Here is a 22,107-nt window from a genome sequence, read left to right as displayed (position 1 = left end):
TCCCGGGTCCACGCGCCGGGCCGCGGCATCTCCCTGGCGGTCCCTGCGACTCCGCAGCGCAGGCACCGACCCGGCGCCCTCCCGGTCCCGGGAACGGGCCCGATGGCTCGGACCATCGGTGTTCATGCAGCACTACCTGATCGGTTGCTGCGGCCGGCGCCTGCGATCTCGTGGTGCCGGATCTGCCGCAGTCGGTACGTCACCAGCTCGTCGACCCGAGCGGCCTCGGCAACGTTACCGGCCTCGTCGCTCACGTAGGCCGTGCCCGCCAGCAGGGCGAGGAGCAGACCGGTCGTCCACGCCACCCATCCCGCGCCCTCGGCGACGAACCCGCCCACCCAGGGCGAGATGAACAGCATCAGCCCGATCACCGAGAGGGTCCAGTGGTCCTTCGTGGGATTTCGGGCGAGTAGCGACCACATCGCGTAGATGACGGTCAGCGCACCCAGCCCGAGTGTGAGACCGGTCGCCGCCGCGGTCGTATCGGTCCATACCGGGGTCGCCGCGGTCGCCAGCCCCAGCGCCATCGCACCCCATCCGACGATCGAGTTCCTGTTCGGTCTCCTCATGTCATACCTCCTAATCGCTACGCTACACGTATCGTAGCGCGAAGGGTTGGCATGATGGGCACGTTGTGAGGTACCGAACACAGAGGCAAGGGAGACCCGATGGCCGAGGCGCCGGCACCCCGTGACGAACGGATCACCACCGCGACATTGGAATTGCTGCGCGCCAAAGGGCCGAAAGCGGTCACCGTCGAGGCAGTCGCCGCACTGTCCGGGGTGGCGAAGACGACGATCTACCGCCGATACAGCAATCGCGGCGAAATGCTCACCTCTTCGTTGAGTTCGATCGCCGAGCCGGAGTCACCCCCGGATACCGCGACCTTGCCGGCAGTGCTGCGCTGGGTTGTCGAACAATCCCTGCACGTCGTCGACGCGAGTATCGGACCGGGAGGTGTGGCCGCACTGCTCACCGACGACGATCCGGAATTCACCACCGTGATCCGGTCGCTGCTCGTACAGCATCGCCATCGACTGTCCGAGGCGCTGAGCCGAGCGCTCGCGGCGAAGGCACCGCGAGCGGACCTCGATGTCGAAACCGTCCTGGACATGATCGTCGGTGCCTATCTCGCGGAGATCGCGCGCAGCGGCAGCGTCCGGGACGACTGGAGTGAGCGGGTGCTGTCCGTGATCACGGCCGGTGCTGTTCCGCTGGACTGAATTCCTGTGGCCTCCGCCACAGCCGGTTCCTAGCCTCGACTCATCCGAGGAAGGGATCCGGGAAATTGCAGCCGCTCGCCTGTCACACCTGTGCCGCTCGTGTGTCCGTCGCGAAGTACAGCCCCGCTCACACGAGCATCCAATGGACCGCCGAGGCCTCGCGTACATGCCGGGAAATGGCCGCCCCGACAGGGGCCGGCCGCGGCGGCTACCTGCTGCGCTGCGAATCCCTCGACCGCACGGTCGACGACGCGGTGGCACGCGGCGAAATCGCGACGACCACCCGGTCCGAGCCGGCTGTCGCGCCCCTTGCCGCCGGGAAAGACCGGCGCACGCTCCGGTGACCACAGTTCACGTCCAGTCCGTTCGATCCACCTACACATCACTGGAGAACCCATGACCGCCACGCACGAGCGGATCGAGATCCGCACCATCGATACCGGAACGAACCCCGAGCGTTTCGCGCGCGGCTGGCACTGCCTCGGCCTGGCGAAGGATTTCCGGGACGGCAGGCCGCACCAGATCGAGGTCTTCGGTACCGAAGTCGTCGTTTTCGCCGACTCCACCGGCGAGATCCATGTGCTCGACGCCTACTGCAGGCATATGGGCGGCAACCTCGCGCGCGGTGAGATCAAGGGTGACACCATCGCCTGCCCGTTCCACGACTGGCGCTGGAACGGCAAGGGCCGGTGCGAATCGGTCCCCTACGCTCGTCGTACGCCCAAGGTCGCCCGCACGCGCACCTGGACCACGATGGAGCGCAACGGCATTCTGCTGGTCTGGCATTGCCCGCAGGGCTCCGAACCGCCCGCCGAGCAGGCGATCCCGGAGATCGAGGGATACGAGGACGGGCTGTGGAGCGACTGGACCTGGACGACGATCCGGGTCGAGGGGTCGCACTGCCGCGAAATCGTCGACAATGTCGTCGACATGGCGCATTTCTTCTATGTGCACTATCAGATGCCGGAGTACTTCAAGAACGTCTTCGACGGTCACATCGCCGGACAGCATATGCGCTCCTACGGTCGTGACGACATCAAAACCGGTGTGCAGATGGACCTCCCGGAAGCGCAGACCATTTCGGACGCGTTCTACTACGGTCCCTCATTCATGCTCGACACGATCTACACCGTCGCCGAGGGCACCACCGTCGAGTCCAAGCTCATCAACTGTCACTACCCGGTCGGCTCGAACTCGTTCGTCCTCCAGTTCGGCACCATCGTCAAGAAGATCGACGGGATGACCGAGGAACAGACCGCGGAGATGGCCACGCTGTTCACCGATGGGCTCGAAGAGCAGTTCAAGCAGGACATCGAGATCTGGAAATACAAGACACGCATCGAGAATCCGCTGCTCACCGAAGAGGACGGCCCCGTGTACCAGCTTCGCCGGTGGTACAGCCAGTTCTATGTCGACCTCGAAGACGTCACTCCGGAGATGACGCAACGCTTCGAGTTCGAGGTCGACACCGGCCGCGCGCTCGAGTCGTGGCACAAGGAAGTGGCGGAGAACCTGTCAGCTTCCGGCGAGTGACGTCGCCGTCCGCTCCGCCCCGGCCGGGGTGGAGCGGGGGCGCATCCCGTCGACGAACACCGCGATCACGGTGCGGGCGAGGCCGGACAGGGAGCGCTGCGGATCCGGCCGGAACCAGCGGGAGGCGTGCCAGACCGCGTCGTAGAGGAGTTCCCGGAATGCCTCGGAATCGATATCGCCGCGCAGCTCGCCGGCCTCGACCCCCTCTCTGATGGCTTCACGCCAGGCGACCTGCATGATGTCGGCGGTCGCCGACATATCGGCCTCCACCACCCGCTCCCGCATGTATTCGCTTTCGCGGCGCCAGATCGCCGTGGCACCGTGGTACTGCTCGCTGGTCGCCAGCGCGACCTCGGTGAGCGCCTCGAGACGTTCGATCGGCGGCAGATCCCGCGCCAGCACTGCTTTGCAGCGCGCCGCCAGGTCCTCGATGTACTCGCGGATGAGTTCGGTGACGATCGCTTCCTTGGACGGGAAGTAGTGGTAGAGCGCGCCCGAGTACACCCCCACCGCATCACCGATCTCACGGATGGTCGTCGCGGAAATCCCTTTGCGGGCGAAGATCTCGGCCGAGCGGTCGAGAATCAGCTTTCTGCGTTCCTGCGGGTCCACGGTCATCCCCTGTCGGATTCGAGCGCTACTTGCCTGTTCGGCCGATTCTGTCACATCCATTGATCAAACGGTCAATGGGTCCTGTGCAGCGACGCCGCCGCTACATCACCGGTCATACGCCGGCGGTGGACGGCGGGCAGGCACTCGTTCGCTGAGCACCGCTCACACCGCACGCCGCGCGGAGTCGCACGCGTCGTGGTTGCGCCAGATCGCATGCGCCGCCGACCGGACCGAGATCGCCAGCGGTACGAAGTCCACACTGCCGACCGGGCCGGTCACCGAGACGGCTCCCACACAGGTCCGGTTGTTGCCGATCGGGGCGGCCACACAGGCGACGCCCGCGACGCATTCCTCGCGTTCGTAGGCCACGCGCTGCTGACGGATGCGGGCGATTTCATGGCGCGGTAGCGCCTCTGTTCCCCTCGATGCCGGAGACGCGGCCGCCGCATATGCGGCGACCCGATCCGCGGCGGCATGGGCGATGAGCGCCTTACCCAGCGCGGTGCGCGCGGCCGGCTGCCGTCCGCCGATGCGCGAGGGGAGGGCGATCCGCCCGAAGCCGACCTTGTCGAGGTAGCGCACGTCGTTGCCGTCGAGAACGGCCAGATGGACGATCAGTCCACTCGTCTCGTGGAGTTCGTGCAGGATCGGATGCGCGGCCCGGTGCAAGCAGTCGTGCTGCTGCGCGAGGGCACCCCACTCGAACATCCGGCGACTCAGCCCGTACATCCGGCCGCGCCTGCTGACCCACCCCACCTCGACGAGCCGGGAGAGCATCCGGTGCGCGGAGGAGCGCGGCAGGCCGGTCCGGCCGGACAGCTGGGACAGCGTGAGTTCGGCACCGTCGCGGAACCCGTCGAGCAGAGTCGCGACCCGGTCGATGACGGCCGGAGGGAATTCGTCGCTGTTCTTCATCGAACCTCCATCGGGGCGCAGGCCGCGCCGCGGCCGCAAGTCATAGATCAAGCGCTCAATCAATGGCCGAGATGACGATAGCAGTGCTGTGCCGTAGGTCGGAAAATCAGGTGTCGACGGTCTCGATCCCACGATCGCAGCAGCGGAGACGCCGGGGCCGCCTCAGGCGGCGAGCCGCGATATCACTACATCGGCGGCCGCAGCGAGATCGCGTACGGCGCCCTCCGGGGTCCGCCCCGCCGGGCCGGCCAGCGAGAGCGCGGCGGCCTCCTGCCGCCCGGCCTCGAAGGCGAGCGCGACGCAACGCACCCGCTCCCCCGCACGGCCTCGCACGACTCGGTCCCGGAGCGTGGACCCGGACCCGTCACGCAGCGCCAGCAGAGCGGCGCCCTCGACGGTCCCCGGCGCCGGAAGGCGCTGCCCGACGCGGCCACACAGCACCGAAGCCGCCCATCGGCCACCGATCACTTCGAGAAACAGCAGGTCGTCACCGTCGAGAACAGTCAGCTGCACGGCCATTCCGGTGCGTTTGCGCAACTGGTACATCGTCGGGGCGGCGGCCTGATACATCCGGTCGTGCCGACGCGCCTCGGAGCCGAGCTCCACCAGCTTCGGACCGAGGCGATAGGCGGTGCCGTTCCGGCGCAGCCAGCCGACCTCCACGAGCTGCGACAGCAACCGATGGGCGGACGACCGGGGGAAGCCCGCACGCTCGGCCAGCTCGGTGAGCGTCAGGGTCTCGCATTCGCGGAAAGGTTCGAGCAACAGAAGGACCCGCCCCACAACGGTCTGGGATCGGTCGTCTACAGCGGTCACGGGCAACTCCGGCAGCGAGAGGGCATATCTTATTGATTGATCAAACAATCAACAAAATCATACCGGCGCGGCGACGGGGCCTCCAGCAGACTTTTCACCCAGAGGGAGACAACGACGCGGAAGAGCACCGCGACAGTCGTCGCGGTGCTCTTCCGGTCCGCGCCGGTGAGCCGTACGGGGTTCAGCCGGCCGTCGGGATGAACGCTTTCAACGGCTCGGCGCCCGACTGATCATGGCCCCAGTACGCGTCCGCGGTGATCTCCTCGGACGTGTAGTAGCGCTCGTCGACGAGCATGCCGTCGGTACCGAACTCGAGATCCCATCCGCCGGGGGCGCGGACGTAGAACGAGATCATCTTGTCGTTCGTGTGCCTGCCCAGCGTGGAGGAGATCGAGAACTTCTGCCGGTTCACCCGATCGAGTGCCCGGCCGACCGCGTCGAGGGTGTCGACCTCGGTCATCAGATGCACCAGACCCGGTTCGGCCGTCGGCGGGGCCGGGCACAGCGCGAGGCTGTGATGGCGCCGGTTGATACCGAGGAAGCGCACCCGGCTCAGCCCCTCGTCGTCCAACCGGATCGAACCCCGGGGCAGGAAACCCAGTACCCGGGTGTAGAAGTCGTACGATTCGGCGAACTTCGCCGAGGGCAGCACCACATGGCCCAGGCCGTACTCCCCGGTCACCCATCGTCCGGCGAACGGAGTCGCCAGCGGGCTGTGATCGAGGACCGGGCCGAAGAACACCTCGAGGCGCGTCCCGGCCGGATCGTCGAACGCGATGGCCTGCTCCACGTCCAGATACGCGCATTGCTTCCGCGACAGCACCTCGACGGTGTGTCCGGACTCTTCCACGGCTTCACGCACCCGCTGGAGCGCGAACTCGTCGCGCACTTCCCAGCCGACGGCCAGTGCCCTGTCGGAATCGCCGGGCAGGACGGCGATGCGGGCGCGGCGTTCGTCGATGCGGGCGTACAGCCCGTCCCGGTCGGGACCGGAGCCGACGGCCATGCCGAGGCCGTCGATGAGCAGTTCGCGCCAGCGCGCGACATCCTGGCTCCGGACCCGGAGATACCCGAGACCGCGGAGTTCTGTTCTGGGGGGTTCGGTCATTGTTTCGTCCTCGACAGTCTCGACGGTGAAGGGGTGTCAGATCATTGCGCGGTACGGACCCTGGGGGTCACCACCCAGTTGTGCGAGTGCCGCCGCGTGGTAGGTCGTGCCCGGTACATGAATGGCGTGGGTGAGGCCGACATGGGCATCGCGCCAGAACCGCTGCATCGGCGTCTTCAGATGTACCGCCGCACCACCGGCGCGGGCGAAGACCTCGTCCATCGCCCGCACCGCGCGCCACGCCGCGGAGATCTGGGTGCGCCGGCCGATCGCGCGTTCCTCGAACCCGATTTCCTCGCCGCGCTCGGTCTTGTCCCAGAACCGGTCGACCGTCTCGAGCAGGGCGAGCCGGGCCGCGGAGATCTCCGACGCCGCCTCGCTGACGGCGTACAGGACATAGGGATCTTCTTTGATGGGCACGCCGGTGACCTGGACGCGCTCCCGCTGCGCCGCGATGTAGCAGGCGAGCGCGCCCTCGGTCATCCCGATCAGCGATGAGGTGATGCCGAGCGGGAAGAGGCACGAGAACGGGAAACGGTACAGCGTCTCGTCGCGGCCCGCGTGCCGCCAGCCGTTACCGCTGAGCACGATATCGGCGTCGATCGTGCGATGCCCCGGTAGGAAGGCATCTTCGACGATCAAGTCCTTCGAACCGGTGCCACGCAGGCCGAGCACATTCCAGCTGTCGTGGTCGATCCGGTAGTCCGAGCGCGGCAGCACCACGTGCAGTACCGCGCCGGTGCGGTTACCGTCCGTATCGCCGACGGCAGCGCCGATCATGATCCAGCCGCAGTGATCGGTGCCCGAGGAGAACGACCAGCGGCCGTTGAGGATGTATCCGCCCTCGACCGGGACCGCGATGCCCATCGGCGCGTACGGCGAGGCCATCCACATATCGTTGTCCGCGCCCCAGATCTCCTCCTGCGCCCGGGGATCGAAGAAGGCCAGTTCCCACGGATGCACGCCGACGATGCCCGCCACCCAGCCCGCGGCGCCGTCGAGGGCGCCGAGGGCCATGACGGCTTCGGCGGCCTCGCGGGGATGACCTTCCGCACCGCCGTACTCCTGCGGCTGGAACATACGCACGATGCCCGAGTCACGCAGATGTCTCGCGGTCGCGTCGGGCAGCCGCATCAACGCCTCGCCTTCCGCGGCTCCGGCGCGGATCTCCTCCGCGTGCGCCATGATGCTGTCCAATACCTGGCCCATATACGACTCTCCTGGGAAGCGGCCCGCCGAGGGCCGGGAAACCGGTGTTCCTGGGCGGAACCGGTCGGGGACGAACTGTTCGGCCCGCGCGGCACGCGGGACTCGATCCGACAAACATGGCAGCGACGAGGTGACGGCACACCCGGGTTTCCGTTGAGCGGAAGGCTCGAGGTCCGCTGCAGGCGAAGTCGGTAGAACAGGAGACCGGGCCGCCCGCCCGGGTGCCCGGAGTCTCGGAGAGGACCGATATGACCGACACCGCAGATCTGGTGGCCGCCCTGCTCGACCGGGTGCGGGCCCTCGAGGACAAAGCCGCTGTCCACGACGTGCTCACCGCCTACGGCCCCGCCGTCGACGCCGGTGACGCCGACGCCGTCGGCCGGTTGTGGGCCGAGGATGCCGTATACGACATCGACATCCGGGTGATGGAAGGACGCGACGCGATCACCGAGATGGTGCGCACCGCGCCGCATCAGGAATACATCCACGAAGGTTGCGGGCACCTGCTCGATCCCGTATACATCCGGGTCGACGGCGACACCGCGGTGGCGACCTGTCATTCGCTACTGCTGCGCCGCGACGCCGGGAAGGATTCGTTCCGCGTGTGGCGGGTCACCGCCAACCGCTTCGAACTCGTCCGCGCCGACGGCACCTGGCTGATCCGGCGCCGCACCGCGCGACTGCTGGACGGTAGTGCCGCTGCGCGGGACCTGCTGAGCCGCGCCGGCCGTTGAGCCGGCCGCCGGGCAGCGGTACCGCGGCTTCTCGAGGACGCGCTGACGGCGATGGCCGGCGTGGGAGCATCGGCACCGGCCGCCCGGCGTCGAGGGTTTCCATCCAAGCGCCGGCCCGGCCGCCGTGGGTCAGTGCAGATTGCCTTCGTGGACTGCGCGGTCGAACGGCGTCAGCGGCGAGCCGGTGCGCAGAGTCGTCGCCAGCGCCGGATCGGCGAGATGCATGCGCCCGATCGCGATCAGGTCGAACTCACCGGTCTCGATGCGACGTTCCACCTCGCCGATATTGTCGACCACCTCCGCGGTACCCTCTATCCGGCTGTCGCGCAACGGCTTTCCGAGGCCGACGCTGCCCACCGCCATGGCGTGCGCGCCCGTGAGTTTCCTGGCCCATCCGGCCAGCGACAGGTCACTGCCCTCGAACGCCGGGAGATCGAAGCGGCGGATGCTGGCATCGAAGACGTCCACCCCGGCATCGGCGAGCGACCCCAGGATCACCTGCAGTTCGTCGGGCGTCTCGGCGATGCGTGCGGTGTAGTCCTGTTGTTTGTGCTGGGAGAAGCGGAAGAAGATGGGTAGCTCGTCGCCGACGGCGCTGCGGACGGCCTCGACCACCCGGGCGGGAAACCGGCTGCGCGCCAATGGATCACCGCCCCACCGATCGTCACGGATGTTGGTGTCGGGCCAGAGGAACGAATCCAGCAGATAGCCGTGACCACCGTGCAGTGCGATACCGTCGAAGCCGAGCTCGGCCGCGTTGACCGCGGCGTCCGCGAAGGCCGCGACGACCTCGGCGATATCGTCCTCGGTCATCGGCCGCGTGAGCCGGGCGGCACGCGCGACATAGTCGTCGGGATAGGACGTGATGCCCACGGTCCCCCACCGCCCGGACGGACGCATCGGCGTGATCACCGGATCGACCGCGCCCATCGCGCCCCAGAGTGGTCCGACGTGCCAGAGCTGTGGAACGATCCGACCACCGGCCGCGTGCACCTCGTCGACCACGGTCCGCCACCCGGCCAGCGCGGCCGCGCCGTACATCCGGGGCACCCGCGGGTTGTCGACCGCGGCGGGATGGTCGACGGCGACGCCCTCGGTGATGATCAGGCCGGTCCCGCCGGCGGCACGACGCCGGTAGTACCGGGCGACCTCGGGGCCGGGTACGCCGGCGGGCGAGGCCGACCGGGTCATCGCGGACATGACGATCCGGTTCGGCAATTCCAGGGAGCGGATGGCCAGCGGCCGGAACAGAGCGGCATGATGAGCGGTCATCATTTGTCACAGGGCTTTCATGAAGCGGAAGAAATCCGGCGGAGCGTCGACCCGCAAGCGGGTGAGCTTGCGGTAGCCGATCAGCCACCGCCCTGCCACCTTGCGGTATTCCTCGTGATAGTGGCCGTACCCGTGCAGGTGCAGTTCCTCGTCGCCGTCGGACCACCACAGCAGGTCTTCCATCGCCCAGATCCCGCGGGCGGTGGTGGCCGAGGTCAGCTCGATCTCCGGGGTGTGCCCGTGATGCACCGTGGTCACCGGTACCGGGCCGTCGAGCAGGGCACGGATCGTATCGGCCAAAACCTGGTTGCCGACCACACGGTTCGTGGTGTCGCCGCTGCGGGGTTGTTTGTCGTCGGGGAGGCCGCCCCAGGTCTCGCTGATCACGTCCTCGGTGTGCAGTCCGGCGTACCTGTGCCACTGTTTGGTGTCCATATACCGCAGACGGGCCGCGAAGACGCGTTTGATCTCTTCTGTCGCCAGCACGGCTTCAGCGGCCGAGAGGCCGGGCGGAAGATGATTCGACTTATGTTCCGACATGGCCGAGCACACCTTTCTAGGCGCTGAGCAGATCTGCGCGCGGGTCGATTCCGAACTTGCCCCGGAAGAAGATCATCGGAGCTTTCCGGGCGACGGTTTCCAACTCCACCACCCGGCCGATCACCACATCGTGATCCCCGGCCCGGTGCACCTCGGACACCTCGGCGTGTACCCGCATGAGCACACCGGGCAACGACGGAGTCGACCACTTCGAGGTCTCGCAGTCGAGTCCGTCGAACTTGCGCCCGTCGCGCGAGCCGAACCGCGCGCACAGGTCGGCCTGCTCCTCGTTGAGCACATTGACGGTGAAACGCCCGGACGCGCGGATGCGCGGCCAGGAACGACCCCGGTGATCGGCGCAGAAGAGGATGAGTGGCGGGTCGAGCGAGACCGACGCGAACGACTGGCAGGCGAACCCGACCGGGCCCTGTTCGTCGCTCCCCGTCACCACGGTCACCCCGCTGGCGAATTGGCTCAATGCGCTGCGCATCGCGGCCGGCGACACCGACTCCATGGTCATCCGAGCTACCTCCGTTTCCGTTGTGCGGTCGCAAGCTCCGACTGCGTCGACGCTGCGAGCGTATGGCCGGCCGGGGGCGGTTCCCACTCTCCTCTCGCTCAGTGGAAGCCTCTGCCGGACGAGCGGCATCCGCTTTCTCGCTCAACAGAAGCGGCGCTGTGGGCACGCCGGCCGCCTGGCACCCTCTGTCGAGGACGGCACGCCCGTGAACTGACCGCCCGGCACAACGACCGGCTCTCGGTCACGCACTGGCTCGAAAGTGTGCAGGGCCTGCCCACCGCCGCGCACCTGGTCGCCCTGATCGCGGCACATCGGGATCACTCGGTCTGCCTGTGCGGTCCGCAGCCGTTCATGGACGCCGTCCACGACGCGACCGCCCGGGCGGGCATACCCCGCAACCGGGTACACGCCGAGACCTTCACTTCACTGTCGGGCGATCCCTTCGCCGAGGTCACGCTCCCCGAGGCCGCCGAGGATGCCGCCGACGCGGCGATCGTCTCGGTCGGCCTCGACGGGGTCGCCACTGCCCACCCCACGGGCTCCCTCGACCCGGCTGGGCCGATAGCGCGCGGGATCCACACTTCCACGTCACATGACAACACAGTGACCAGAGCACACGGGGTTCGCTGACCCACTCGTACGCCGAACCGGTCAGGCGGGTGCTTCGCCCTCGAACCCGGAGGCCCAGAACCGGCCGCGCAGCGAGAGGTCGCGGAGCATATTCGTGACCTCTTCCGGTGACATCGCCGGGGTTTCCGGTTCCAGCCACCACTGCAGGACCGTGATCTGCTCGCCGACCCAGGCCCGGGCCAGCAGATCGATATCGATATTAGGGGTGGCGCCCTGGGCTTCCGCGCGCGCGGCGAACACCACCGCGGCGATGGCGGCCCGGTCGTCGATGAACCGGCGCAGCGCGCGCCCGTCGCCCTCGCCGCGCAGGATCACCCGGTAGGTATCGCGCTCCTCGGCGGCGTGCCGGAACATCTCCAGGATCGGCTTGCCGGTGAAACCGACCGACGAGGTGGAGACCAGTGGTCGCTGCCGTTCCTGTAGTTCGTCGATCAGGTCGGTGACGATGTGGTTCAGCAGATCGTCTTTATCGGTGTAGTGCGTGTAGAAAGTGGCGCGGCCGAGATCGGCACGCGCGGTGATGTCCTCGACGGTGACGCTCGCATAGCCACGTTCGAGGACCAGCGAGATCAGGGCGTCACGCAGCGCCCGGCGGCTGCGGCGGACCCGGCGGTCTTCGGCTGGCACGGGTTCCCTTCCTTGTAGAGATCCGTCTGCGATCGAGCATATCGCGTGCATTGACAGGGCGCCTGTAATTAGACAGTATGTCCAGTTACAGGCACATTGTCGGTTTGGAGTTTCGATGAATCTGGGCGGTTATCTGACCCGCAGCGCCACCTTCTGGCCGGACCGGGAAGCGCTGGTGTGCGGCTCGGCGCGCTGGACCTACCGGCAACTGGAGGCCGAATCGAACCGGCTGGCGTCGGCACTCCTGGCCCGAGGGCTGGCGCCGGGCCAGGCGGTGGGCACCTACGCCGCGAACTCGGGCGAGCTGGTGGTCACCGAAATGGCCCTGTCCAAGGGCGGTTTCGTCCGCGTACCGGTGAACGCCCGGCTCGGTGGCGACGAACTGGCGCATATCCTGCGCGATGCCGAGGTCCGGGTGCTGTTCGTCGACCCGGCACACGCGGAGACGGCAGCCGCCGCGATCGCGCGAGCCGGCCTCGTCTGCGCCCTGGTCGAATACACGGGCAGCGTGGCGGGCACGGAGCGCTATCAGGAGGTACTCGGCACCGGATCGGCGGACCCGATCGCCGTGGATGTATCGGCCGATGCCGCGGCGGTGCTGAACTACACCTCGGGTTCCACCGGAAAGCTGAAGGCGGCCGTGCAGACGCACGGCAACCGGCTGGCCAATATGCGCAAGCGCCTGATGAGTCCGTCCGGATCGACGCAGTCCGACGATCGATACCTCGCTCCGGGGCCGATCACCCACGCCTCGGGGATGATGCTGCTGGCCGTGCTGGCCCGGGGCGCGACCGTGGTGATCCTGCCGGCCTTCGATACCGAGCGGTTCCTGCGCACCGTCGAATCCGAACGGATCACCACCACTTTCGTGGTGCCCACCATGCTCAATATGCTCATGGAGCACCCCGCGATCGCCGACGTGGACCTGTCGAGTCTGCGGATACTCGGTGTCGGCGGCGCCCCGGTGTCGCCGCAGCGGTTACGCGACGCGGTACGCGTGTTCGGTCCGGTGGTCATGCAGGGCTACGGCCTGGGTGAGACCACCAGCGGCATCACCGTACTCACCACCGAGGACGTGGTGCGCGGTATCGAATCCGATCCGGAGTTGCTGAAGTCCTGCGGCCGGCCGGTTTTCGATACCGAGGTCCGCGTCGTCGACGAGACGAGAACGCCGCTGCCCGCGGGTGAGATCGGCGAAATCGTCGCCCGCGGCCCGGACTGCGTCCGCGAGTACTGGCACGAACCGGAACTGTCGGCGGAAACCTTCCGGGACGGCTGGGTGCACACCGGCGATATCGGCTTCTTCCGCGGCGACGGCTACCTGTTCATCGTCGACCGCAAGAAGGACATGATCATTTCCGGCGGTTTCAACATCTACTGCAGCGAGGTCGAGGCCGCGCTGTACGAACACCCCGATATCGCGGAGGTGTGCGTGGTCGGGGTGCCCGACGAGCAATGGGGGGAAGCGGTCAAGGCAGTGGTGGTGCCCCGCGCGGGCACGACACCTACCGAACAGGAACTGATCGAGCACTGCGCGAACCGGCTGGCCCGGATGAAGAAACCCCGGTCGGTGGATTTTGTGGCGAGCCTGCCGATCAACCGCAACGGCAAGATCGACCGCCGCGCCGTCCGCGACAGCTACTGGGCCGGTACCGGCCGACGCGTGAACTGACAGGAAGATGCGATGACCTTCACCCTCACCCCGACCTACGACGACAACCCGCGGCTGCGGGATCTGGTCCGGCGGCTGCGCGACTACCTCGACGGTGAACTCGCCGACTACGAGGCAAAACTCGGCCTCACCCGGGAATCCCGCTACGGACGCGAGGTCCTGGAACCGGTGTGGCGGCGCAGCCGGGAACTGGGTTTCTACGGGATCCACCTACCCGTCGAATACGGCGGGCAGGGACTGTCTTTCACCGAGCTGGCCGCGCTCAAGGAAGAAGTCGGCGCCTCGCCCCGGCTGTTCTCCTCGTCGGTGCTCGGCGATATGGGCGGACCGCTGCGGGTGGGCTCCATTTTCGAGTACGCCACGCAGCACCAGCTCGAGAAATATCTGCTGCCGGTGCTGCGCGGCGAGCGCGCGTGCTGTTTCTCGCTCACCGAGCAGGATGCCGGTTCCGATGTACGCGGCATCCTGACCACCGCGACCCCGGAGGGGGACGGGTGGCGGCTGAACGGTCACAAGGTGTTCTCCAGCGCCGGCCCGTTCGCCGACTTCTCCATCCTGGTGGCCCGGATGGCCGACACCGCGGGCGAACCCACCGATACGTTCTCCGCCTTCCTGGTCGACCTCGATACACCGGGCTGCACCGTGGCCGACGGGTCGACACCGATGTCGGGTGAGCACATCGAGGCCGATATCGTGCTCGACGACTGCTACGTCGGGCCCGATCAGCTGCTCGGTGAGCTCGGGCAGGGGCTGCGGATCGGGCTGGGCCGGGTCACCGTGAACCGCCTGCTGCACTGCCCCACCGCACTCGGCGGCGCCCGCCGGGCGCTCCAGCTGTCCCTCGACTACGCCAGAACCCGCCGGGTCAACGGCGCGCCGCTCGGTATGCTCCAAGCGATCCAGCACCGGCTCGCCGATATGGCCGCCGACTACTACGCCGCCCGCTCGATGACCTACGACGCGCTCGCCGCGCTGGACGCGGGAGCGCGACCGCGGACAGAGGCATTCCTGTGCAAACTGTTCGTCGCGGAGAAGGCCTTCACCATCGCCGATCACGCGGTGCAGATCCACGGTAAGGCCGGGGTGGTCCGCGGCGGCGAGATCGAGGGTCTGTTCCAGAAACTGCGGATGTTCCGCATTCTCACCGGCTCCTCGGAGATCCAGCGCAACGGTATCGCCCGCGAACTCCTGCTCTCATGACCACCGCGCTCGATACCGGGACCGAACGGGAGCCGGACTACCGCTTCACCCTCGCCAACGAGCGCACCTTCCTCGCCTGGATCCGGACCGCACTCGGCCTGGTCGCCGGCGGTATCGCAGTCGGCCAGCTGTACGCGGCCGGGGCGGCGCCGATCGTCCACAAGGCGATCGGCGCGGTCTGCGCGCTGCTGGCCTGCCTGATCGCGGTCGGCGCCTTCCGGCATTGGCGCCGGGTGCAACGGGCCATGCGCCGCAATGCGCCACTCCCCCGCCCGCCGTTGATCACCGTGACCGTCGCCGGGGTCTGCGTGGCCGCGTTGCTCTCGGTCGCGCTGCTGGCGCTGTGACCGATGAGGGGTTACAGCCCGAGCGGACGGTCTTGGCCTGGCGGCGCACGGTACTGGCGGCGGCGGTGGTGCCGGCGCTGCTCGTGCGCGCGCTCGTCCGCGAACCGTCGGCGGCGACCCTGGTCGCGCTGGGGGCCGCCACCGTGGTCCTGGTGGCGCTCGCGGCCGCCGCCCGGCTGCGCCGCCGGCGCTCGCTGCGCACCCCGGCCGACCCGCGGCCCGTACCCGAGCTACCGGCCGCGGTGATCTGTGCGGGAATCGGGTTGACCGCCGGTTGTGTCCTGCCGCTGCTCTTCTGACCCACCCGTTACCGACCCCGGCACCGCGCCGCGACGAACTGGAGTATCACCATGACCAGAGCCGTGAATCCCTCCGATATGGTGTGGACGCGCGGGTTCCTCGACCCCGTGCACGTGCGTCAGCACGTCACGACCATCCGGGAGATGAGCCCGACCCGCACCGTATGGCGCGGTTCCGGGGGCCCGCGGCTGCTCCCCGAGGCCCCGGCGGAACTGGACGAACTCCCGATCCGCTGGACGTGGGACCGCACCGTGCCGCTGAGCCTGGCGCTTCAGGAATCCGATACCGACGCACTGGTCGTGGTGCACCGCGGCCGGCTGGTGTACGAGCAGTACCTGCACGGGTACCGGCCCCATGAGCCGCACCTGAACGCCTCGCTGACGAAGTCCTATATCGGATTGCTCGCGGCACTCGTCGAGGACCAGGGCCTGCTCCGGCGCACGGCCACCGCCGAATCGTATGTACCCGAACTCGCCGGCACCGGATTGGGCGCGGCCAGCCTGCAGGAACTGCTGCACATGACGACCGCGGTGGACTTCGGCGGCCGGCCCTACGACCGGGTCCTGGAGGCACACCGCTTCTGGGCGGTGGTCTCGCCGGCTCTGCGGCCGGCCGGCTACGCCGGCCCCACGACCATCCTCGATCATCTGGCCACCAGTCGCGCGACCGGACCGTTCGGGGCGGAGTTCCGCTACGACAATGCGAACACCGAGGTGGTCGCCGAGGTACTGCGGCGGGTCACCGGTGTCCCGACCGCCGAGTTGTTCGGTGAACTGGTCTGGTCCCGGGTCGGCGCGGCGGAGGACGCCTATTTCGTCGTCGATTCGGCGGGCCGGGAAATGGCCTGTGGCGGATTCGCCGCCACCGCTCTCGACGGAGCGCGGGTCGGCGAGATGCTGCGCTGCGGCGGAGCCGTCGAGGGACGGCAGGTCGTCCCGGAGGCCGTGGCCCGGTCGATTACGGCGGTGCCCGACGGCCCGACCAGGCGGGTCCGGCTCCCGCGCGATCCGGTCGACACTCCGCCTCGGCTGGGTTACCACGACTTCTGGTGGATTCTCGACGACGGTCTCGGCTCGTATATGGCCAGCGGTATCCACGGTCAGCGGTTGTACGTCTGTCCCGGCCGGGAACTGGTGATCGTGCACTACGGCGCGCATATCCTCTCGCCCGCCGTACCACCGCCGCCGCTGGTCCCGCTGTTCGCGCAGATCGGCGGCGCCGTGACCGGCCTGCGGGCCTGAGCGCAGCGCCTTCTACCAGCACATTCGAATCTTACTGAACAATTTGTCTTGTTATAGACAACATATCCAGTACTATTCAGTGTGACTCGCCGCACACGGATCGGGTGTCTCCACCCCGGGCACGCGCGCGAATTCTTCGAGAAGGACATCCCATGACGCAACTCGCGGATCTCACCGCGCCCGGCAACCGGCTCAGGCGCGGAAAGAATCTGGCCCTGCTCACCGGCTCGTCCGCGATGGACAATGCCGAGGCCAATGTGACCTCGGTGCTGTTCCCGCTGATGCGCGAGGCCCTCGGCCTGTCGAACTCGGCGCTGGGCACGATCGTGGCCGTCGGCAAGGGTGTCGGCATGGTCGCCGGGGTGCCGTGGATGTTGCTCGCGACCCGCTATCCCAGAAAAACCGTGCTGGCGATCTGCGCCGGATTCTGGGGAGTGTGGTCGATCGCCGCGGGCACCGCGAACAGTTTCGGCCAGTTCGTGGTGCTCTACGGTATCGCCGCGGCCGGGTTCGCCGGAGCCGGGCCGATCGCGCTGGCGATCCTCGGCGATATCTACGACGACAACCATCGCGGGCGCGCCACCGGCGCGCTGTACGGCGGGGTCGCACTGGTCACCGGGATCTCCGGGCCGGTCTTCGGCCTGCTCTCCGGTTCCGCGAACGGCTGGCGCTACGGTTTCTACCTCTCCGGCGCGATCACCCTCGTACTCGGGGTGCTGATCCTGTTCTGTCTCGACGACCCGGCGGCACACGCCCGGCACGACGCGGAAGGGCCGACCCCCGCGCAGATCGAGGACCGGGCCCGCAGCCTCCGCGGCTCGCTGCGCGAACTGTTCGCGATACAGACCTTCCGCTACATCCTCGTGCAGCGGATGTTCTCCGGGCAGAACGTGATCATGAGTTTCGCCGCGACATTCATGGTGACCGAGCGCGGCATCGGCACCGCGACCGCGGCGGCGATCGCCCTGCCCTTCGCACTCGGCTATATGGCGGGGACCTTCGGGGGCGGCCGGCTCAACGATCTGTGGCACCGGGCCCGGCCCCGCACCGGCCGGGTCGCCATGCTGCAGGTGAGTCAGCTGGCCTTCGCGGCGGTGGCGTTCCTCGCCACGCAGCTCGTCTGGCAGCAGACCGCGCTCTACGTGGCACTGTTCACCGTGCTGGGCTTTCTCCAGGGCCAGGTGCCCGTCACGAACCGGCCGCTGATCATGGCGGTCGTGCCCCCGCATCTGCGCGGACTCGCCTTCGCGGTCTCGGTGTCCACGGTCGAGGCACTCGCCTACGCCGGCTACGCGCTGCTGGTCGGGCGCCTCGGTGACGCCATCGGACTGCAAGGGGCGCTACTCCTGGTCACGGTGCTGCTGACCACCGCGAACGGGATCTGTTCGGCGGCGTTGTACCGGCCCTATGCGCGCGACAGCGCTGTTGTCGCCGCCCGGTGGCCGTCGCCGCCGCCGCTCGCGCCGACGGGTCCGGCGAGCGCCGGCGAGAAGTGACGGGCCGAGTTCCCGTGTGCTGTGTAGTCGTCCGCGGACAGTAGGTGAGTGGAGATCATGTCGGAAACCAATGGAGTGGGCGGCGTTCCCGCCGGACCGGAGGCCGGGAGCGGCCCGCGGGTATCCCGGCGCGGGGTCCTGGGACTGGGCGCGGCCGCGCTCGCGGCCACCGCGGTGGGTGCCACTGCCTGCGAATCGTCGCCCGCGGACGCCCACACCTACGCGGAGGTGACCGAGCCGAGCGACCATATCGTCGCACAGCACCGGCAGGCGGCGCAGACCCTGCCGCTCTCGGACACCGCCGATCTCGCCGACGCCGACCGGGGCCGGATCGCCGGGCTCGACCCGGGTGTCGTGCGTGATGCCACCGGCAAGGTCGTCTGGGACAACGATTCGTACGCGTTCCTACGGGAGCCCTGCCCGCCGTCGGTACATCCGAGCCTGTGGCGTCAGTCGGGACTGGTTTCGAAACAGGGGCTCTACGAGGTGGTCCCGGGCATCTACCAGGTCCGGGGCCTGGACCTGTCGAATATGACGCTCGTGGAAGGCACGACCGGCGTCGTCGTCATCGACCCGCTGATCTGCCGGGAGACCGCGGTCGCCGCGCTGGCGCTGTACCGGGCGCATCGCGGCGACCGTCCGGTGACAGGGCTGGTCTACACGCATCCGCACGTCGATCATTTCGGCGGCGCGCTCGGCGTGACGACACCGGACGACGTCCGGGCGGGCCGGTGTCCGGTACTCGCGCCGGCCGGATTCCTCGAACACGCCGTGGCCGAGAACGTCTACGCGGGCCCGGCCATGGCCCGGCGATCCGCCTACATGTACGGCGCGGCACTGGACCGGGGACCGCGCGGGCAGGTCGGCTCCGGTCTGGGCCAGACCACCTCGACCGGTGCCATCGGCCTGATCCCGCCCACCCGCGATATCACGCACACCGGGCAGGAGGAGACCATCGACGGCGTCCACATGGTGTTCCAGATGACCCCCGGCACCGAGGCGCCCGCCGAGATGAACTTCTATTTCCCCGCACATCGGGCGCTGTGCACGGCCGAGAACGCCACCCACACCATGCATAATCTGCTCACCCTGCGCGGCGCACCGGTCCGGGATCCACGCATGTGGGCCGCGTATCTCACCGAGGCGATCAACCTCTTCGGTGGTTCGGCCGAGGTGGCGTTCGCCTCGCATCACTGGCCGACCTGGGGCGCGGACCGGGTCGTCGAATTCCTCGCGCTACAGCGTGACCTCTACGCCTACCTGCACGATCAGACGCTGCGCCTGATCAACCAGGGGTATGTGGGCAGTGAGATCGCCGAAATGCTGCAGCTCCCACCTGCCCTGCGCGACGCCTGGCACACCCGCGGCTACTACGGCTCGGTGAGCCACAACGTGAAAGCCGTATACCAGCGCTACATGGGCTGGTTCGACGGCAACCCGGCGCATCTGTGGGAGCATCCGCCGGCCGAATCGGCCACGCGGCACGTCGCCGCGATGGGCGGCGCGGACGAGGTCCTGAAGAAAGGGCGCCGGGCCTACACGGAGGGCGACTACCGCTGGGTGGTCCAACTCGCGAACTACGTCATTTTCGCCGATCCGGGAAATATCGCGGCGAAACAGTTGCAGGCCGCCGCTTTCGAACAGCTCGGCTACGGCGCCGAGAATGCCACCTGGCGCAATTTCTATCTCTCCGGGGCGAAGGAGCTACGGAACGGCCCGTTCGGCACGCCGACCACTTCGGACAACGCGGGCCTGCGTGCGGCGCTGACCGTCGACATGGTCTTCGACGCGCTCGCCGTCCGTCTCGACGGTCCCGCGGCCTGGGATCGGCAGATGATCGTGGATTGGCGGATCAGCGACGAACAGCGCACGCATCGGATGGAACTGCGCAACGGTGTGCTCGTTCACTACGATCTGGCCGCCGGGCACCGCGGACCCGCGCCCGACGCCTCGTTCGCGCTCACCAGGGCGATGCTGCTCGGGGTGCTGCTGGCGGGCCGGGATGTCGGCGAGGCGGTCCGGGCCGGGAGTATCGGTGTCACCGGGCACCCCGCGATACTGGCGCAGTTGAAGGAATTGCTCGACACCCCGGACCGGAACTTCCCCATCGTCACACCCTGATTCGGTGGTGGCCAGGGGCGCGCGCGACAAGTGAGCATCCCCCGGTGAGGTCGTCGGACGGTGCAGCCTGTCCGACGCCCCGCGTGGCACGCAGAGCCCGAAGGCAGCTGCGGGTGGCCCGACAACTCGGGTCAGCGGTTGCCGGGGCCGGTGGTTACTCCCCGGACCGGGTGGTACACGGCCGAGGTGAACGGGGTTCCGGTCGGCTCACCGCACGTGCTGCGGGAGTACGCACTGCTCGCCGATGGGCAGCGCGGCGCGCTCGTGGGGCCACGGGGCGATATTTCCTGGATGTGTGCCCCCGACTGGGACAGTGACGCGGTGTTCGCTTCGCTGCTGGGCGGGCACGGAATGTACGCGGTGGCCCCGACCGGGCCGTTCGTCTGGGGCGGCTATTACGAATCGGGCTCGTTGATCTGGCGTTCCCGCTGGGTTTCCGGCTCGTCGGTGATCGAGAGCCGTGAAGCGCTCGCTTTCCCCGGATGGTCGCGGCAGGCGGTGCTACTGCGGCGGATCGTCGCTGTGCACGGCGATGCCGAAGTCGAGGTGGTACTCGCCCCGGCCGCCGGGTTCGGTGCGCACCCAGCGCGAGAACCCACACGCGACCACGACGGTGTCTGGACCGCTCGCCTCGGGCCACTACGGCTGCGGTGGTCCGGCGCGAGCTGGGCGGCACCGGACCGCGGGCCCGGCGGTCCGTTCTGGGCCGGGCGGATCACCGTCCCCGCCGGTGGCCACCACGATCTGGTCCTGGAATTGTCCGCGGGCAGGCTGCCACCGCAGCCGCCGGATCCGGATTTCCTCTGGGACGAGACCGCGGACGGGTGGCGGCGCCACGTACCGGCGATGGCGCCCACGGTGGCCGACCGCGACGCCGGCCACGCGTACGCGGTGCTGCGCGGCATGACCGCCGCGAGCGGCGGCATGGTGGCCGCCGCCACCACGAGCCTGCCCGAGCGCGCCGACCAGGGCGAGAACTACGACTACCGGTATGTGTGGATCCGGGACCAGTGCCTTGCCGGACAAGCCGTCGCCGCCGCGGGCGGCACTCGATTGCTCGACGATATGGTCGATTTCGTCACCGAACGCCTGTGCGCCGAAGGTGCCCGACTGGCGCCCGCCTACACCGTGGGCGGGGACCCGGTGCCGGAACCGCACCCGCTGGACATGCCGGGCTATCCCGGCGCCGAGCCGCTGACCGGCAACCGGGTGTGCGAACAGTTCCAGCTGGACACCTTCGGGGAGATCCTGCTGTTCCTGGCCGCGGCGGGCCGCGGTGACCGGCTGTCCGAAGAGCATCGCCGCGCCGTGCAGATGGCGGTGTCGGTGATCGCCGAACAGCACGAACGGCCCGATGCCGGGATCTGGGAACTCGACAATCGGCACTGGACCCATTCACGGCTGACCTGTGCGGCCGGTTTGCGCGCGGTGGCGGCCTGTTCCGCGACCGGAGCGGACGCGCCGGTGTGCAGTGCGCTCGCGGATACTCTGATCGCCGCCGCGTCGCGCGATTCCCTGCATCCGAGTGGGCGCTGGCAGCGCGCTCCGCACCTTCCGGGTGTGGACGCCGCACTGCTGTTGCCGATGATCCGCGGTGCGCTGCCCGTCGACGACCCGCGCTACCCGGCCACTTTCGACGCCGTGGCGGCGGAGTTGTGCGACGACTTCTACGTGTACCGCTTCCGGCACGACGAGCGGGCACTGGAGGTCACCGAGGGTGCGTTCCTCTTCTGCGGATTCACGATGGCGATGGCCGCGGCCCAGCTCGGCCGTCCGGTGACGGCGATGCGGTACTTCGAACGTAACCGCGCCGCCTGCGGTACACCCGGGCTTTTCGCCGAGGAGTTCGATATCCGCCAGCGCCAGTTGCGCGGCAATCTGCCGCAGGCGTTCGTTCACGCGATGCTGCTGGAATCGGCGATTCGGCTGGCACCGCTCGGGAAATGACGCGAACCGACCGTGATCGGCGGTCGCGACGCGGAGGAAAGGAG

At 68.4% G+C, this 22,107-nt stretch carries 23 protein-coding genes; 13 read left to right on the top strand and 10 right to left on the bottom strand.

What is annotated here, in order from left to right; translation table 11 throughout:
* Positions 1-122 precede the first annotated feature (122 nt).
* Positions 123-569 carry an SPW repeat domain-containing protein gene (locus tag IG75_RS0103685; RefSeq protein ID WP_081876610.1) on the bottom strand — a complete coding sequence of 149 codons (447 nt, stop codon included), beginning with the start codon at positions 567-569 and terminating at the stop codon, positions 123-125.
* Positions 570-668: 99 nt separating this feature from the next.
* Here IG75_RS0103685 and IG75_RS0103680 point away from each other — a divergent pair, with 99 nt between their 5' ends.
* From IG75_RS0103680 to IG75_RS0103670, 3 genes are all read left to right on the top strand, one after another.
* The gene (locus IG75_RS0103680) at positions 669-1,223 is read left to right on the top strand and encodes a TetR/AcrR family transcriptional regulator (protein ID WP_030519709.1); all 555 of its coding nucleotides are present in this window, start codon (positions 669-671) and stop codon (positions 1,221-1,223) included.
* A gap of 176 nt (positions 1,224-1,399) precedes the next feature.
* Entirely contained in the window at positions 1,400-1,567 is a 168-nt protein-coding gene (locus tag IG75_RS40090; protein ID WP_245713101.1) for a hypothetical protein, read from the top strand.
* Between the two features lie 52 nt (positions 1,568-1,619).
* Positions 1,620-2,756 (top strand): 3-ketosteroid-9-alpha-monooxygenase, oxygenase component, encoded by a 1,137-nt coding sequence (locus IG75_RS0103670; protein ID WP_030519707.1) that lies wholly within the window; start codon positions 1,620-1,622, stop codon positions 2,754-2,756.
* Here the strand turns inward: IG75_RS0103670 and IG75_RS0103665 are convergent.
* From IG75_RS0103665 to IG75_RS0103645, 5 genes are all read right to left on the bottom strand, one after another.
* On the bottom strand, positions 2,739-3,368 hold the full coding sequence (locus tag IG75_RS0103665) for a TetR/AcrR family transcriptional regulator (RefSeq protein ID WP_051714374.1): 630 nt from the start codon (positions 3,366-3,368) through the stop codon (positions 2,739-2,741). The two genes, IG75_RS0103670 and IG75_RS0103665, sit on opposite strands and share 18 nt — an antisense overlap.
* Before the next feature lie 162 nt (positions 3,369-3,530).
* Positions 3,531-4,283: an IclR family transcriptional regulator gene (locus tag IG75_RS0103660; RefSeq protein WP_030519705.1), complete on the bottom strand. Its 753-nt coding sequence runs from the start codon at positions 4,281-4,283 to the stop codon at positions 3,531-3,533.
* Positions 4,284-4,445: 162 nt separating this feature from the next.
* Complete coding sequence (locus tag IG75_RS36000; protein WP_036512124.1) at positions 4,446-5,099, bottom strand: IclR family transcriptional regulator; 654 nt, start codon at positions 5,097-5,099, stop codon at positions 4,446-4,448.
* A gap of 181 nt (positions 5,100-5,280) precedes the next feature.
* Positions 5,281-6,207, bottom strand: a complete 927-nt coding sequence (gene bphC, locus IG75_RS0103650; protein WP_030519703.1) for a biphenyl-2,3-diol 1,2-dioxygenase — start codon at positions 6,205-6,207, stop codon at positions 5,281-5,283.
* A 36-nt stretch (positions 6,208-6,243) separates the two neighbouring features.
* On the bottom strand, positions 6,244-7,416 hold the full coding sequence (locus tag IG75_RS0103645; RefSeq protein WP_030519702.1) for an acyl-CoA dehydrogenase family protein: 1,173 nt from the start codon (positions 7,414-7,416) through the stop codon (positions 6,244-6,246).
* 248 nt (positions 7,417-7,664) lie between these two features.
* Here IG75_RS0103645 and IG75_RS0103640 point away from each other — a divergent pair, with 248 nt between their 5' ends.
* The gene (locus tag IG75_RS0103640; RefSeq protein ID WP_030519701.1) at positions 7,665-8,150 is read left to right on the top strand and encodes a nuclear transport factor 2 family protein; all 486 of its coding nucleotides are present in this window, start codon (positions 7,665-7,667) and stop codon (positions 8,148-8,150) included.
* A gap of 129 nt (positions 8,151-8,279) precedes the next feature.
* Here the strand turns inward: IG75_RS0103640 and IG75_RS0103635 are convergent, their stop codons facing one another.
* From IG75_RS0103635 to IG75_RS0103625, 3 genes are read right to left on the bottom strand one after another with little or no spacing between them, the layout of a single operon-like run.
* Complete coding sequence (locus IG75_RS0103635; RefSeq protein WP_030519700.1) at positions 8,280-9,422, bottom strand: oxidoreductase; 1,143 nt, start codon at positions 9,420-9,422, stop codon at positions 8,280-8,282.
* A 6-nt stretch (positions 9,423-9,428) separates the two neighbouring features.
* Positions 9,429-9,962, bottom strand: coding sequence for a nuclear transport factor 2 family protein (locus IG75_RS0103630; protein ID WP_030519699.1), 534 nt, complete (start codon positions 9,960-9,962; stop codon positions 9,429-9,431).
* A 16-nt stretch (positions 9,963-9,978) separates the two neighbouring features.
* The gene (locus IG75_RS0103625; RefSeq protein WP_030519698.1) at positions 9,979-10,482 is read right to left on the bottom strand and encodes a flavin reductase family protein; all 504 of its coding nucleotides are present in this window, start codon (positions 10,480-10,482) and stop codon (positions 9,979-9,981) included.
* Between the two features lie 261 nt (positions 10,483-10,743).
* Between IG75_RS0103625 and IG75_RS35995 the strand changes: the two genes are divergently transcribed.
* Positions 10,744-11,112, top strand: coding sequence for a hypothetical protein (locus tag IG75_RS35995; protein ID WP_030519697.1), 369 nt, complete (start codon positions 10,744-10,746; stop codon positions 11,110-11,112).
* A gap of 21 nt (positions 11,113-11,133) precedes the next feature.
* Here the strand turns inward: IG75_RS35995 and IG75_RS0103615 are convergent, their stop codons facing one another.
* Positions 11,134-11,739 (bottom strand): TetR/AcrR family transcriptional regulator, encoded by a 606-nt coding sequence (locus IG75_RS0103615; RefSeq protein ID WP_030519696.1) that lies wholly within the window; start codon positions 11,737-11,739, stop codon positions 11,134-11,136.
* Between the two features lie 115 nt (positions 11,740-11,854).
* Here IG75_RS0103615 and IG75_RS0103610 point away from each other — a divergent pair, with 115 nt between their 5' ends.
* From IG75_RS0103610 to IG75_RS0103575, 8 genes are all read left to right on the top strand, one after another.
* Complete coding sequence (locus tag IG75_RS0103610) at positions 11,855-13,411, top strand: acyl-CoA synthetase (RefSeq protein ID WP_030519695.1); 1,557 nt, start codon at positions 11,855-11,857, stop codon at positions 13,409-13,411.
* Between the two features lie 12 nt (positions 13,412-13,423).
* A complete protein-coding gene (locus tag IG75_RS0103605; RefSeq protein ID WP_030519694.1) occupies positions 13,424-14,611 on the top strand; it encodes an acyl-CoA dehydrogenase family protein in 1,188 nt (395 codons plus the stop codon).
* Positions 14,608-14,958: a YidH family protein gene (locus IG75_RS0103600; RefSeq protein WP_030519693.1), complete on the top strand. Its 351-nt coding sequence runs from the start codon at positions 14,608-14,610 to the stop codon at positions 14,956-14,958. Before IG75_RS0103605 ends, IG75_RS0103600 begins: the two co-directional genes overlap by 4 nt.
* Entirely contained in the window at positions 14,955-15,257 is a 303-nt protein-coding gene (locus IG75_RS0103595) for a DUF202 domain-containing protein (RefSeq protein ID WP_030525787.1), read from the top strand. The genes IG75_RS0103600 and IG75_RS0103595 overlap by 4 nt, the downstream gene beginning before the upstream one ends.
* A 51-nt stretch (positions 15,258-15,308) precedes the next feature.
* Positions 15,309-16,499: a serine hydrolase domain-containing protein gene (locus IG75_RS0103590; RefSeq protein ID WP_030519691.1), complete on the top strand. Its 1,191-nt coding sequence runs from the start codon at positions 15,309-15,311 to the stop codon at positions 16,497-16,499.
* Positions 16,500-16,651: 152 nt separating this feature from the next.
* Positions 16,652-17,995 (top strand): MFS transporter, encoded by a 1,344-nt coding sequence (locus IG75_RS37185; protein ID WP_063045231.1) that lies wholly within the window; start codon positions 16,652-16,654, stop codon positions 17,993-17,995.
* 57 nt (positions 17,996-18,052) lie between these two features.
* Positions 18,053-20,116 carry an alkyl/aryl-sulfatase gene (locus IG75_RS0103580; protein ID WP_081876722.1) on the top strand — a complete coding sequence of 688 codons (2,064 nt, stop codon included), beginning with the start codon at positions 18,053-18,055 and terminating at the stop codon, positions 20,114-20,116.
* A gap of 186 nt (positions 20,117-20,302) precedes the next feature.
* On the top strand, positions 20,303-22,063 hold the full coding sequence (locus tag IG75_RS0103575; RefSeq protein ID WP_030519688.1) for a glycoside hydrolase family 15 protein: 1,761 nt from the start codon (positions 20,303-20,305) through the stop codon (positions 22,061-22,063).
* Positions 22,064-22,107: the final 44 nt, after the last annotated feature.

The sequence above is a fragment of the Nocardia rhamnosiphila NBRC 108938 genome, from assembly GCF_000720425.1.
In the GTDB taxonomy this organism is placed as follows: Bacteria; Actinomycetota; Actinomycetes; order Mycobacteriales; family Mycobacteriaceae; genus Nocardia; species Nocardia rhamnosiphila.
The sequence above is the reverse complement of the archived record's forward strand: the minus strand, read 5'-3'. Positions and strand labels throughout refer to the sequence as shown.